Source organism: Leucobacter sp. VD1 (genome assembly GCF_037150695.1).
Classification (GTDB): domain Bacteria; phylum Actinomycetota; class Actinomycetes; order Actinomycetales; family Microbacteriaceae; genus Leucobacter.
The window spans coordinates 721,416-734,228 of the sequence record NZ_JBBCPO010000002.1 but is presented as its reverse complement, the minus strand read 5'-3'; the positions used below and the strand labels follow the sequence as shown (position 1 = coordinate 734,228).

Sequence of the window (12,813 nt, the reverse complement as noted above, 5' to 3'; positions counted from 1 at the left end):
TACCCCGTCTCCGCGCCCCACCCTTGAACGGTGGGGCGCGGAGACGAGTGGTCTCGCGCCTCAGATGGCGAGCTCGGGGTGCAGACGCTTGATCGTCCACACCTTCTGCCGGCGAGCCGCGACTGCGCTGATCGCGAGCGACCCGATGAGCACGCCCAGCATTACTAGCAGCGACCCCCAGAACCGGGCGTCGATGCCGCCGCCGATGAGCTGCCGCAGCCCCTCGACCACGTAGGAGGCGGGCATGAAGGGGTGCAGGGCCTGGAAGAACGCGGGGGTCGTCTCGACAGGGTAGGTGCCTCCCGACGAGGACAGCATGAGCATCAGCAGCACAAGGCTCACCACGCGGCCTGTCGCGGTGCCGAGCAGCGCGATGAACATCTGTTGCAGCGCGAGGAAGGCGAGGGTGACGAGCAGCATGAACCCGGCCATGCCCATCCAGTGCGCGGGGCGCATGCCGATGCCGAAGACCAGCACGAGCATCATGATGACCACCTGGCCCACGCCGATGAGCGCGGCGGGCCAGAAGCCGGTGAGCACTGACCGCAGCCCCGACACGTTCGATGCGAGCGGGCGGCGCGGCAGCGGGCGCAGAATCAACCAGGTGATGAGCGCCCCCACGAAGGAGGCGAGCGCGATGAAGAACGGGGCGAAGCCCTCGCCGAAGCCCTGAACTGCGTTTTCGGTGTGCTCGTCGAGCTGCACCGGCGCCGACATGGTCTCGGCGATGCGGTCGCCCTGCCCCGGCGCAAAGTCGGGGGCTTCGGCTGCGCCGTCGCTCAGCTGCTTCGCGAAAGTGCCGGCCCCGTCGTCGACCTTGCCAGCCCCCTCGGCGAGCTCCTGCGACTTCTCGCTCGCCTGCTGCGCGCCGGCATCGAGCTTCTGCGCACCGGCGGCGAGTTCTGGCGTTTTCGAGGCGAGCGCGCCCGCTCCGGCCGACACCTGCTGCACGCCACTCGCGAGCTCCCCGCTCTTCGAAGCGAGCGTGTGTGCGCCGTCGGAGAGTTGCGCGGCACCCGCGCTGAGCAGGCCCGTCTTCTCATCGAGCTGAGCGGCGCCGTCGCGCAGTTGTCCGGCCCCGGCGGCGAGCAGCTGCGACTTGCCGGATGCCTGTTGCAGCGAAGCATTGAGATCGGCGGCGCCCCCGGCGAGCCGGGTGGTGCCGTCGGCGAGCAGGGCCGAGCTATCGCGCAGCTGTCCTGCGCCGGCCGCGAAGGCCTGGATCGAGGATCCGCGCGACTGCAGCGCGGCGTCGAGTTCTGCGAGCGTCATCGCAGGGTTCTGTGCAGCGAGGCCGGCGATGCTCTCGGCACCGCTGGCGAGCTGCTCCGCACCGGCGCTCACGCCTGCGGCACCGCTCGTTACCGACGCCGCTGCTGCGTCGAGCTGGCCCGCACCGGCGCTGAGGTGCGCGATGCCACCGGAGAGCGCAGTCACATTGTCAGCGAGGCTCGCGCCCGATTCGGCGAGCTTGTGGGTGCCGTCGGCGAGGGCTTGGCTGCCCGCCGCCAGCTCGGCGGTCTTCGATGCGAGGGTGCCGGCCCCGGCGCTGAGCTTTACGCTGCCGTCGCGTGCGCGATCTGCTCCGCTGGCGAGGCGTTGCGTGCCTTCGACGAGTTCGGGGGATTTCTCGGCGATCTGCGCGGTGCCTGCGGCAAGTTCGCCGAGTCCGGCGCTGAGTTTGCTGCTGCCGTCTGCGACTTGCGCGGTGCCGGCTTCGAGGGTGCCTGCTGCGTCGGCAGCCTTTCGGGTGCCGTCGCTGAGTTTCTCGACGCCGACGAGCACCTGTTCGGCTGCGGTGCGGGTAGCTGTTTCGCCAACAGCGTCGCGCAGTTGCACCATGGCCTGCTTGCCGAGGGTGGATGCGAGGAAGGAGTTGTTGTCGTTGTAGACGACTTCAATTTCACCGGCTTTGGGGTCGTCTTGCAGTCCGGCGAGGGTGCTGGAGAAGTCGCGCGGAATGGTGACGGAGAAGTAGACGTCGCCGTCGCCGACGGCACGCGCTGCGGCTGCGGCGTCGAGTGGCTGCCAGTCGAGGTCTCCGCCTTCCTGCAGTTGTTGGAGCACGTCGTCGCCCGCGGTGAGTTGGGAGCCGTCGGGTTTTTCGGCGGCTTCGTCGAGATTGACGATGGCGACGGGCAGTTTGTTGAGGTTGTCGGTGGGTGCCCAGAACGCCCAGAGGTAGAGGGCGCCGTAGATGAGGGGGATGACGAGCAGCACGCCGAGGGCGATCTTCGGCAGGGTGCCTTGGCGGAAGCGCTTCAGCTCGGTGCTGCGGGTGAACAGTGACATGGGGGTTCCTTTTGCTGCTGCGGCTTGCGGCCGCTCAGAGCTCGATGAGGGTGGGAGCGGGCGCGGTTGCCGCGAACAGTGCGGCATCACCGGGGTCGCTGCTTGCTGCGACGATGCGGATCCCTCGCTGCGCGAGGTCGCTGAGGCGTTCGGCGACGAGAGCCCGCTCAGCGGGGTCTCGGAGGGCGTCGAAGTCGTCGATGACGAGCAGCCGCGGCTGCTCGATGAGGGCGAGAGAGACGCGCACGAGCATTTCTTCGGCGGGGCTGAGGTCGCGTACAAGCAGCGCAGGGTCGGGCTGTTCGAGGTCTCCGAATGCGTCGGCGAGCAGTTCGCGGGCGAGCTGCGGGGTGATGCGGGGGGTGCGCCGGTACCAGGGCAGGGCCCAGCCGAGGCGTTCGCGCAGCGAGGCCGCAAGTGTGACGGAGGGTTCGAGGGCGTCGACGGCTTCGAAGCCGACGACGCCGGTGAGGCGGCGGATCTCGGCGGGTGTGGTGGCGCCGAGGGTGGTGAGCGATCCGCCGGAGAGTCGCATGCGGCCGGCGATGGCGAGCAGCAGTGAGGTGCGGCCGCTGCCGCGTGAGCCGAGCACGATGGTGACGGGGGTGCTGCTGGTGACGGTCAGGGGGCCGAAAACGGGGCCGCGGGGGCCGCTCAGGTGCGCTGCCCGTAGCTCGATGGTGTGCTGCCCGCGGGTGGGGTCGGCGGCGGGTGCGTGGTCGGGGGCAGATCCGCGCGCTGCGCGATCCTCGCCTGGTGCTGCCGCGATGACGACGGTTTGAGTGGTACTCACGTCGCTCCTGTCGATTCAATGCTCAATTTCTAAACTGACTAGTCAGTCTAAAACGAGGATCCGCCCGCGTCAACCAGGCCGCGGGCAAGCCGCCGAAACCCCACGGGAATACCCACGGGTCATGCGCGTTAGATTTACATGCAAGCGCATATAATTAGCGCATCAACAGAAACGGAGCCCCCCATGGAATTCGGGATCTTCTCGGTCAGCGACGTGACCCGCGACCCGGTCAGCGGCGAAACCCCCAGCGAGGCCGAGCGCATTCAAGGCCTCGCCACCATCGCGAAGCACGCCGAAGAGGTTGGCTTCGACGTCTTCGCCATCGGTGAGCACCACAACCCGCCCTTCTTCTCATCAACCCCCACCACCTTCCTCGCCTACCTCGCGGCGCAGACCGAAACACTCAAACTCAGCACCAGCACCACGCTCATCACCACGAACGACCCCGTGCGCATCGCCGAGGAATACGCGATGCTGCAGCACCTCGCCCAGGGCCGCATGGATCTCATGCTCGGCCGCGGCAACACCGCCCCCGTCTACCCCTGGTTCGGCAAGGACATCCGCAGCGCGCTGCCGCTCGCACTCGAGAACTACAACCTGCTGCACCGCCTGTGGCGCGAAGACGTCGTCGACTTCGAAGGCAACTTCCGCACGCCGCTGCAGGGCTTCACCAGCACTCCGCGACCCCTCGACGACGTGCCACCCTTCGTGTGGCACGGCTCGATCCGCACCCCGGAGATCGCCGAACAGGCGGCCTACTACGGCGACGGCTTCTTCTCCAACCACATCTTCGCGCCCAGCGAGCACTCGCTGCGCCTCATCAGTTTCTACCGCGAACGCTACGAGCACTACGGCCACGGAACCGCCAAGCAGGCCATCGTCGGGCTCGGCGGCCAGGCCTTCGTCGCGAAGAAGTCGCAGGACGCCATCAACGGCTTCCGGCCCTACTTCAACGAAGCCCCCGTCTACGGCCACGGCCCACGCATGGAAGACTTCATGAGCCAGACCCCGCTCTCCGTCGGCAGCCCGCAGGAAGTCATCGACAAAACTCTTTCCTTCCGCGACACCTTCGGCGACTACCAACGTCAGATGTTCCTCATCGACCACGCCGGCCTCCCCCTCAAAACCGTGCTCGAACAGCTCGACCTGCTCGGCGAAGAGGTCATTCCCGTGCTGCGCCGCGAACTCGCCGCACGGCGCGATCCCGAGGTGCCAGAATCGCCCAGCCACGCAAGTCTCGTGCGCGCCAAGTACGGCGACGAAGCCCCGCGGCAGCCGCGACCCCGCGCGAACCGCGGTGATAACGTGACGGGCGGATCGCCCTACCTCGACAGCGCCGCAGCACCAGGCGCCAGCTTCGGCCTCCGCTGATCCGCCCCCCCTGATCGGAGAACCCCATGCGCACCGAACGCATCGACCTCAGGCTCGCCAACGAGGCCTGGGAATCCCTCATGACCGCCCACGCACGCCTCACCGCCCTGTTTGCGGCCGAGGATATGTGGGGCGAAGCGGGCATGCGCGAGTACGACGTGCTCTACACGCTCTCGAAAAGCGACGGGCCCCTGCGGCTCTGCGAAATTCAAGACGGCGTGCTGCTCAGCCAACCGGCCCTCTCGCGCATGATCGATCGTCTCGCCGCGCGCGGCCTGCTGCGCCGCGAAGCCGACCCCGATGACGGACGCGCAGTGCGCATCTCACTCACCGAGGATGGCACCCGCGTGCAACGCGAGATCGGTCGCGCGCACGCAAAGAGCATCGGGCGCGAACTCGGCGCCGCGCTCTCGCCCGCGCAGATGCGCGAACTGCGCGAACTCTGCACCCGCATCGTAGAACGCCCCCAACAAGACGCCTGAACCGCGCCCCACCACCGCCTTCCCACCCACTCACCCGAGGAGCCCCCATGCTGCACTCCCTCGACACCAGCCCCGCCCCCGAACCGCGCACGCTCGCCATCATCAGCGCGGGCACCAGCGACCCCTCCACCACCTCGATGCTCGCGAGCCGCATCGCAGACCGCGTCGCCGCGCTCGCACCGACTCGCGGCTTCACACTGCAACTGCGCTTCATCGACCTCCGCGGCCTCGCTCAGGACATCACCACGGCGCTCGTCTCCCAGCACGTCTCCCCCGCACTGCAGCAGGCCAGCGACGTGCTGCGTGACGCCGACGCCCTCGTGGTCTCGACCCCGGTGTACAAAGCCGGGCCCAGCGGGCTGTTCACCTCGTTTTTCCAGGTGCTCGACAATGACCTGCTCATCGGCACGCCCGTCGCGCTCGCAGCCACCGCGGGCAGCGCCCGCCACGCCCTGGTGGTCGATGACCAGTTGCGCGGCCTGTTCGCGTATCTGCGCACCATCACGGCACCCACCGGGGTGTTCGCGGCGCCAGAGGATTGGAACAGCGGCGAGCTCGGCAAGCGCATCGACCGCGCCGCCGCCGAACTGCTCGCCCTCGTCTCGGGCGGCTTCCGCGCCACGGTGCGCGACGAGGCCTGGGGCGGGTACCAGCACTCCTACGGCAGCGCCGGCGGCGCCGAGCTCGGCATCGACCTCAGCACCGACCTCATGCGCCTCGCAACCGGCGGCCGGTAGCGCCCCTACGCGGCGTCGCCCGTGGAGATCACGGCGGCTTCTTCCTCCGCGGTCTCGTGCGGTGCGCCCACCCGGTGCAGCAGGTGACCGACGCTCGCGAGCACGATGATCGACACCACGAGCGACGCGGCTCCGAGCCAGTAGGGTGCCGGAGCGCCGAGGGCCTCGGCGATCGGCCCGGCCACGGCGGGCGCGATCGCACCACCCACGAAGCGCACGGCTGAGTACGTGGAAGAGGCCACGTTGCGCGGCAGCTCGGTCGCTTCCATTACGGCCTCCGTCAGCGCAGTGTTCATCACGCCGAGCAGCAGACCGCTCACCACCACGACGGTCACAAGCCCCGGCAGTGAGTGCACGAAGACGCCGAGGAGCGCGAGGCAGACGGTGAGGCCGCCGAGCATCGTGAACAGCACCGGCCGCAAGCCGAAGCGGCGGGTGAGCACGGGGGCGACGAGCACCGAGGTGAGCGCGAGCGCGAGGCCCCAGCCGAAGAAGACCAGCCCCAGCTCGTGGGCGCCGAAGCCCTCCGCGCCCGCGGCCTTCGCTGCGGCCTCCATCGGGTAGGGGCTGTAGGCGAGTAGCACGAAGAAGCCGAAGTTGTAGAAGAACGCGACGCCGCTGAGTGCGAGCAGGGCGGGGTCGCGGAGGGCCGTGAACCCGGCGACGAGCGAGGGCCGTGCGGCGCGGGCCGCGGCGCGCTGCTCGGCGCTCTGCTTCGGGGTGCGCAGCAGCACCAGGATCGCGAGCAGCGCGACGGCCATGAGCACGGCGGTGCCGAAGAAGGGGCCCCGCCAGGAGACGGATCCGAGGGCGCCGCCCACGAGCGGGCCGATCGCCATACCGACGCCGAGGGCGGCCTCGTAGAGCACGATCGCCTGGCGCGATCCGCCCGAGGCAGCGCCGACGATCGCGGCGAGCGCGGTCGAGATGAAGAGGGCGTTGCCGAGCCCCCAGCCGGCCCGGAAGCCGATGATCTCATCGACGGTGCTGGAGGCGCCGGCGAGCGCGGCGAAGAGCACGATCAGCACGAGGCCCGTCACGAGCGTCCAGCGCACCCCGATGCGCCCGGAAACCCAGCTCGTGAAGAACATCGCGATGCCCGTGATGAAAAGGTAGCTCGTGAAGAGCAGCATGGTCTGGCTGGCGCTCGCACCCAGCTCGTGGCTGATGACCGGCAGGATCGGGTCGACGAGGCCGATGCCCATGAAGGAAATGGCGCAGGCGAAGGCGATCGCCCAGACGGCAGTCGGCTGACGCAAGATCGAGGCCTTGCGAACGGGGGCCGGGGCGGGAACCGTGGTGGCCCCGGTGCCCGGGGCGGACCCGGTGCTGGTGGCGGAATGGGTGACGGTGGACGTGATGGCTCCTCGGGGTGGAAGGGTGGTGATGGTGGCGGGTGCGGATCAGGCCCGAGGGTCGCCGATCCGCTCGCTCAGCTGCTGCATCAGCTCGACCGCTCGGGCGAGCGTGGCGCGGTCGAAGTCGGAGAGTTCGCCGAGGTGGGGCCGCACCCGGCCGGCGGCGATGCGCCGGTACTCGTCGAGTGCGGCCCTCCCCTGCTCGGTGATGGCCACGCGGGAGGCGCGGCCATCACCTGGGTCGGGGCTGCGGTTGACCCAGCCCTCATGCTCGAGCCGCTGCACGAGCCCTGTCATGGAGGGTTGCGCCACGCGCTGCTGCTGCGCGAGTGCGCTGACCCGCGCCGAGCCGGACTGCTCAAGATCGGCGAGCACGCGCCAGGCCACCAGGGAGTAGCCCACCCCGGCCGTGCGCCCCGCGATGCGCGCAAAGCGGCCGCTGGTGCGTGTCAGTTCAAGCGCAAGCGCATCGAGACCTGATGCGTTATCTTCGTTTTCTTCGGCCACGGCAGCTACTATACGCCCATTTGCATAGCTAAGCTATGCAAATGGTCATCAGCGGGGCTGTCGAGCTGCCGAGTCCCGCCCCTCCCACGATCAGCCAGGCACCCTTGACTCGCGCACGCGCTCCCTGCAAGCTGGCAGCACCGACGACGAACGAGCCAGAGGAGCCTCCCATGATCTTCGTCAACCTCACCACCACCGACCTCGACCGCAGCAAGGCCTTCTACTCGGCGCTCGGCTGCAGCATCAATCCACTGTTCACCGATGAGAACGCGGCCTGCGTCGTGTGGGACGAAAGCACCTTCTTCATGATGCTCACCCGCGAACACTTCGCACAGTTCACCGACAAGCCCCTGGCCGACCCACGCGAAAGCGCGCAGGTGATCGTGGCGCTCAGCCGGGACTCCCGCGCGCACGTCGACTCCACGGTCGAAGCCGGTCTCGCCGCAGGCGGCACCGAGAATCGCGATCCGCAGGACTACGGCTTCATGTACCAGCGCAGCATGCAAGACCCCGACGGCAACATCATCGAGTTCTCCTACATGGAAGCGCAGGCGGCCTCAGAGGGGCCGGGCGCCTACACCGACCAGCACGGCGCCGGCCCGGATCCCGTTCCCGGCTACTGAGCGCGACCCGCCGTCCGCAAACGCAGAGGGGGCGGGATCATCGATCCCGCCCCCTGCACCGCGCCAGCGGGCGCGTCTTCGCGACCGCTTACGCCGCTACGAAGAAGAGACGCTTGTTCGCGAACTCGCCGATGCCGAGCGGGCCCATCTCGCGACCGAAACCCGAGCGCTTCACGCCACCGAAGGGAATCTCGGCGGCCTCGGCCGCGATCGTGTTCACATGCGACATGCCCACCTCGAGTTGTGAGGCCACCCGCGCGGCACGGGCCTCATCGGTCGAGAACACGGATCCGCCAAGCCCCAAATCGCAGTCGTTCGCAAGCTCGAGCGCCTCTTCATCGCTCGACACGCGATACACGGTGGCGACCGGGCCGAAGATCTCCTCGCGGTACGACTCCGAATCGCGGGGAACACCCGTGAGCACGGCCGGCGAATAGTACGCAGCCGGGCCCTCCGACAGCACGCCGCCCGCCACGAGCGTGGCACCCTCGGCGATGGCCTTCTGCACCTGCGCATTGACGGTCTCAGCGGCGGCACGAGTCGACAGCGGGGCGAACTCGCCCTCAGCGAGGTTCAGCTGGTCACCGGGTACGAGCCCCTCGGCGAGCTTCGCGAGTTCGGCCACGAACTCGTCGTAGATGTCGTCCATCACAATGAGGCGCTTGTTCGAGTTGCAGACCTGGCCGCCGTTGTAGACGCGGAAGTTCCAGGCCTCAGCCGCGGTCGCCGCAACATCGTCGCTGTCGAGCACCACCATCGGATCGATGCCGCCGAGCTCAAGCACGCACTTCTTCAGGTGCTGGCCGGCCTGCGCGCCGATGATCGCACCCGCGCGCTCCGAGCCCGTCAGCGAAACACCCTGCACCCGCGGATCGGCGATCATCGAGGCGATCTGATCGTGCGAAGCGAACACGTTCTGGTAGCCGCCGACGGGCACGCCTGCCTGCTCGAAGATCTCCTGCATCGTGAGCGACGAACGCGCGCAGATGTCGGCGTGCTTGAGCAGAATCGTATTGCCCAGCAGCAGGTTCGGGGCCGCGAAACGAGCCACCTGGTAGTAGGGGAAGTTCCAGGGCATGACACCGAGCAGCACACCGATCGGACGGTGCTCGACGTAGGCCTTGCCCGGAATGGTGCTCGGGATCTCGTAATCGGTGATGAGGCTGGGCCCGTGCACCGCGTAATACTCGATGATGTCGCGCGCGAATTCGACCTCGTCGACCGACTCGGCGTACGACTTGCCCATCTCGGTGGCGATGATCTTCGCGAGCTCGTCCTTGCGCTCCTCGAAGATCTCAGCGGCGCGCTTCACCACGACGGCACGCTCCTGCACGCTCTTCTCACGCCACTCGCGGTAGACGGCGTCGGCGTTTGCGACAGCGGCCTCGATGTCGGCGTCGGTGGCGCTGTCGAAGGTCTCGACGATCTCGCCCGTCGCGGGATTCTGCACTCGGTACTTAGCCATGATGCTCCTTCTGTGTAGGTCGAATATACGCCTCAGCGGTGCAGCGGCGTGGTGACCGCTGCACCGCTCGGGCGCGCAATGTGCGTGGGGGGCTACTTGCCGGTGTAGTAGCCGTCGGCGACTGTCAGCGCCTCGTCGATGATGTCGAGACCCCGCACCAGATCTTCCTCGCTGATAATCAGCGGCGGGGCGATCTGCAGGCGATTGCCAGCGGCGAACGGCCACAGGCCGGCCTGCTTGCAGGCCGCGACAACAGCGTTGAACGGTGCCGCATCTGCGCCGGCAGCGTTGAACGGCACCAGCGGCTCGCGGGTGTCGCGGTCGAGCACCAGTTCGAGCGCCCAGAACAGGCCCTTGCCGCGCACCTCACCGATCGACGGGTGCTTCTCCGCGAGTTCGCGCAGGCGGGGTCCGACGACGCGCTCACCGAGATCGCGCACGCGCTCCAGGATCTGCTCCTGCTCGAAAATATCGAAGGTGGCGACGCCTGCTGCGGCTCCGAGGGGGTGCCCGCTGTAGGTGAGGCCTCCGGGGAAGGGGCGATCCGCGAAGGTGTCGTGAATCGGCTTCGAGATGACCACGCCCCCGAGGGGCACGTAGCCCGAGTTGACGCCCTTCGCGAAGGTGACGAGGTCGGGTGTGACGTCGAAGGCCTGGAACGCGAACCACTCACCGGTGCGCCCGAAGCCCGACATGACCTCGTCGCAGATCATCACGATGCCGTAGCGGTCGCAGAGCTCTCGCACGCCCTTAAGGTAACCGGGGGTGGGCACCAGGATGCCGTTCGTGCCGGTGACGCTCTCAAGGATGATGGCCGCGATAGTGCCGGGGCCTTCGAGCTGAATGGTGTGCTCAAGGTGCTGCAGCGCGCGCTCGGTCTCCTGCTCCGGGGTCTCGGCGTGAAACTCCGAGCGGTAGGGGTAGGGGCCGAAGAAGTGCACCACGCCGGCGTCGGGGGTGCCGTTCGCCCAGCGTCGGGGCTCGCCCGTGAGGGTGATCGCGGTGGCGGTCGAGCCGTGGTACGAGCGGTAGCGAGCGAGCACCTTCTGGCGGCCGGTGTGGTGGCGGGCCATGCGCACGGCGTACTCGTTGGCGTCAGCGCCGCCGTTGGTGAAGAACACCGAGCGGGCGCCCTCGAAGGAGTGCTCGACGATGCGCTTGGCAAGCTCGCCGCGCACGTCGTTCGCCATGGCGGGCTGGATCGTGGCGAGGCGGCCGGCCTGATCCTGGATCGCCTTCACGAGACCGGGGTGCTGGTGACCGAGGTTGAGGTTCACGAGCTGGGCCGAGAAGTCGAGGTACTCGGTGCCGTCGTAATCCCAGAAGCGCACGCCTTCGCCCTTGGCGACGGGCAGCGGGTTGATCTGGGCCTGAGCCGACCAGGAGTGGAAGACGTAGTCGCGGTCGTTCTGGCGCACCTCGCGCTGGGCGTCGGTGTCGCCGAAGCTCTGCTCCGCACCGTTCAGGTCGATGAAGTCGGTCATCTGATTCCTTCGTTCACGTGATGATTGCAAGCATGGGGGTCTGGGGGTCTGGGGGTCCGGGGGCTGGGAGCCCCGCTCCCCCAGATGGGTGGGGCGAGGACGGATCACCGCCCTCGCCCCGAACACTCAGCTGTTGCTGGGGAACCCGAGATCGACCTTCGACTGCTCCGGCTTGGGCCAGCGCGTGGTGACGACCTTCGAACGGGTGTAGAAGTGAATCGACTCGGGGCCGTAGATGTGGGCGTCGCCGAAGAGCGAGTCCTTCCAGCCACCGAAGGAGAACGAGCCAACGGGAACGGGAATCGGCACGTTGATGCCGACCATGCCGGCCTCGACCTCGAACTCGAACTGGCGGGCGACGCCGCCGTCGCGGGTGAAGATCGCCGTGCCGTTGCCGAACTGGTGATCGTTGATGAGCTGCACGCCCTCCTCGTAGGAGTCGACGCGCACGACCGCGAGCACCGGGCCGAAGATCTCTTCGAGGTACACCTTGCTGTCGGTCTTGACGTGGTCGATGAGCGAGACGCCGGTGAAGAAGCCGTTGCCCTCGAACTCGGCTTCGCGGCCATCGACGACCACGGTCGCACCCTCGGCTGCGGCACCGGCGACGTAGGACTCGACGCGGGCCTTTGCCTCTGCGGTGATGAGCGGGCCCATCTCCGATGCGGGGTCGGTGCCGTCACCGATCTGCAGCTTCTCCATGCGCTCGGCGATCTTGGAGACGAGCTCGTCGCCGACACCGCCGACGGCCACGACGACCGAGACTGCCATGCAGCGCTCGCCGGCCGAGCCGTACGCTGCCGAGACTGCGGCGTCTGCGGCGCCGTCGAGATCGGCGTCGGGCATCACGATCATGTGGTTCTTGGCACCGCCGAGAGCCTGCACGCGCTTGCCGTTCGCCGCGGCGCGCTCGTAGATGTAGCGTGCGATGGGGGTCGAGCCCACGAAGGAGATCGCCTTCACATCGCGGCTGTCGAGCAGCGTGTCGACGGCGACCTTGTCACCGTGCACAACATTGAGCACGCCGTCGGGCAGACCTGCCTCGCGGAAGAGCTCAGCGATGAAGACGGAGGCGGAGGGGTCGCGCTCGGAGGGCTTCAGCACGACGGTGTTGCCGCAGGCGATAGCCGAAGCGATCATCCAGAGCGGCACCATGACCGGGAAGTTGAAGGGGGTGATCGCCGCGACGACGCCCACGGGCTGCTTGATCGAGTGCACGTCGACGCCCGTCGAGACCTGCTCGTCGCGCTCGCCCTTCAGCAGGTGCAGCAGACCCGAGGCGAACTCGACGTTCTCGAGGCCGCGTGCGATTTCGCCGGCGGCATCGGAGAGCACCTTGCCGTGCTCGCTGGTGACGATGGCGGCGAGTTCGGGGGTGCGCTGCTTGAGCAGCTGGCGCAGGTTGAAGAACACGTCGGCGCGCTTGGTGAGGCTGGTCTTGCGCCACATCGGCAGCGCTGCCTGGGCTGCGGCGATGGCCTGCTCGACAGTCGCTGCCGAGGCGATGGCGACTTCGTGCTGCTGCTCGCCGGTGGCCGGATTGAAGACGGCCTGCGTGCGCTCTGCCGCTTCGACCTTCTCGCCGCCGATGATGTGAGGGATGAGTGCCATCCGCGTTCCTCTCGAATCGATCAATATGTTCGGCAATCCCGAACACTGTTGCAGCAAGTCTTTCAGCGGGCGTTTGCGATAGCTACCCGC

Annotated in this window: 11 protein-coding genes; 4 read left to right on the top strand and 7 right to left on the bottom strand. The window is 68.0% G+C overall.

Annotated features, from left to right (window positions below; genetic code table 11):
- Positions 1–60: 60 nt before the first annotated feature.
- Together WFL22_RS08760 and WFL22_RS08755 are read right to left on the bottom strand one after the other, a co-directional pair.
- Positions 61–2,292 (bottom strand): YhgE/Pip domain-containing protein, encoded by a 2,232-nt coding sequence (locus WFL22_RS08760; protein WP_336992346.1) that lies wholly within the window; start codon positions 2,290–2,292, stop codon positions 61–63.
- Positions 2,293–2,326: 34 nt separating this feature from the next.
- Positions 2,327–3,085, bottom strand: a complete 759-nt coding sequence (locus tag WFL22_RS08755; RefSeq protein ID WP_336652256.1) for an ATP-binding cassette domain-containing protein — start codon at positions 3,083–3,085, stop codon at positions 2,327–2,329.
- Positions 3,086–3,268: 183 nt separating this feature from the next.
- Between WFL22_RS08755 and WFL22_RS08750 the strand changes: the two genes are divergently transcribed.
- The 3 genes from WFL22_RS08750 to WFL22_RS08740 are packed head-to-tail and all read left to right on the top strand — an operon-like array spanning position 3,269 to position 5,675.
- Positions 3,269–4,456 carry a CE1758 family FMN-dependent luciferase-like monooxygenase gene (locus tag WFL22_RS08750; RefSeq protein WP_336992344.1) on the top strand — a complete coding sequence of 396 codons (1,188 nt, stop codon included), beginning with the start codon at positions 3,269–3,271 and terminating at the stop codon, positions 4,454–4,456.
- A 26-nt stretch (positions 4,457–4,482) separates the two neighbouring features.
- Positions 4,483–4,938, top strand: coding sequence for a MarR family winged helix-turn-helix transcriptional regulator (locus WFL22_RS08745; RefSeq protein WP_336992343.1), 456 nt, complete (start codon positions 4,483–4,485; stop codon positions 4,936–4,938).
- Between the two features lie 47 nt (positions 4,939–4,985).
- Positions 4,986–5,675: a CE1759 family FMN reductase gene (locus tag WFL22_RS08740; protein WP_336992342.1), complete on the top strand. Its 690-nt coding sequence runs from the start codon at positions 4,986–4,988 to the stop codon at positions 5,673–5,675.
- 5 nt (positions 5,676–5,680) lie between these two features.
- Here the strand turns inward: WFL22_RS08740 and WFL22_RS08735 are convergent, their stop codons facing one another.
- Positions 5,681–6,937 carry an MFS transporter gene (locus tag WFL22_RS08735; protein ID WP_336992400.1) on the bottom strand — a complete coding sequence of 419 codons (1,257 nt, stop codon included), beginning with the start codon at positions 6,935–6,937 and terminating at the stop codon, positions 5,681–5,683.
- Positions 6,938–7,078: 141 nt separating this feature from the next.
- Complete coding sequence (locus tag WFL22_RS08730) at positions 7,079–7,540, bottom strand: MarR family winged helix-turn-helix transcriptional regulator (RefSeq protein WP_336992341.1); 462 nt, start codon at positions 7,538–7,540, stop codon at positions 7,079–7,081.
- A gap of 170 nt (positions 7,541–7,710) precedes the next feature.
- Here WFL22_RS08730 and WFL22_RS08725 point away from each other — a divergent pair, with 170 nt between their 5' ends.
- Positions 7,711–8,163 carry a VOC family protein gene (locus WFL22_RS08725; protein ID WP_336652261.1) on the top strand — a complete coding sequence of 151 codons (453 nt, stop codon included), beginning with the start codon at positions 7,711–7,713 and terminating at the stop codon, positions 8,161–8,163.
- Positions 8,164–8,251: 88 nt separating this feature from the next.
- Here the strand turns inward: WFL22_RS08725 and WFL22_RS08720 are convergent, their stop codons facing one another.
- The 3 genes from WFL22_RS08720 to WFL22_RS08710 form a co-directional block, all read right to left on the bottom strand.
- Positions 8,252–9,628, bottom strand: a complete 1,377-nt coding sequence (locus WFL22_RS08720; protein ID WP_336992340.1) for an NAD-dependent succinate-semialdehyde dehydrogenase — start codon at positions 9,626–9,628, stop codon at positions 8,252–8,254.
- Between the two features lie 92 nt (positions 9,629–9,720).
- Positions 9,721–11,112 (bottom strand): aspartate aminotransferase family protein, encoded by a 1,392-nt coding sequence (locus WFL22_RS08715; protein ID WP_336992339.1) that lies wholly within the window; start codon positions 11,110–11,112, stop codon positions 9,721–9,723.
- A gap of 126 nt (positions 11,113–11,238) precedes the next feature.
- A complete protein-coding gene (locus WFL22_RS08710) occupies positions 11,239–12,723 on the bottom strand; it encodes a CoA-acylating methylmalonate-semialdehyde dehydrogenase (protein ID WP_336652264.1) in 1,485 nt (494 codons plus the stop codon).
- Positions 12,724–12,813 lie beyond the last annotated feature (90 nt).

What these genes read in the sequence shown, in the direction of transcription:
- WFL22_RS08760 (WP_336992346.1), bottom strand. Translation starts at nt 2,292, where the DNA reads ATGTCACTGTTCACCCGCAGCACCGAGCTGAAGCGCTTCCGCCAAGGC.
- WFL22_RS08750 (WP_336992344.1), top strand. Translation starts at nt 3,269, where the DNA reads ATGGAATTCGGGATCTTCTCGGTCAGCGACGTGACCCGCGACCCGGTC.
- WFL22_RS08745 (WP_336992343.1), top strand. Translation starts at nt 4,483, where the DNA reads ATGCGCACCGAACGCATCGACCTCAGGCTCGCCAACGAGGCCTGGGAA.
- WFL22_RS08740 (WP_336992342.1), top strand. Translation starts at nt 4,986, where the DNA reads ATGCTGCACTCCCTCGACACCAGCCCCGCCCCCGAACCGCGCACGCTC.
- WFL22_RS08725 (WP_336652261.1), top strand. Translation starts at nt 7,711, where the DNA reads ATGATCTTCGTCAACCTCACCACCACCGACCTCGACCGCAGCAAGGCC.
- WFL22_RS08720 (WP_336992340.1), bottom strand. Translation starts at nt 9,628, where the DNA reads ATGGCTAAGTACCGAGTGCAGAATCCCGCGACGGGCGAGATCGTCGAG.
- WFL22_RS08715 (WP_336992339.1), bottom strand. Translation starts at nt 11,112, where the DNA reads ATGACCGACTTCATCGACCTGAACGGTGCGGAGCAGAGCTTCGGCGAC.
- WFL22_RS08710 (WP_336652264.1), bottom strand. Translation starts at nt 12,723, where the DNA reads ATGGCACTCATCCCTCACATCATCGGCGGCGAGAAGGTCGAAGCGGCA.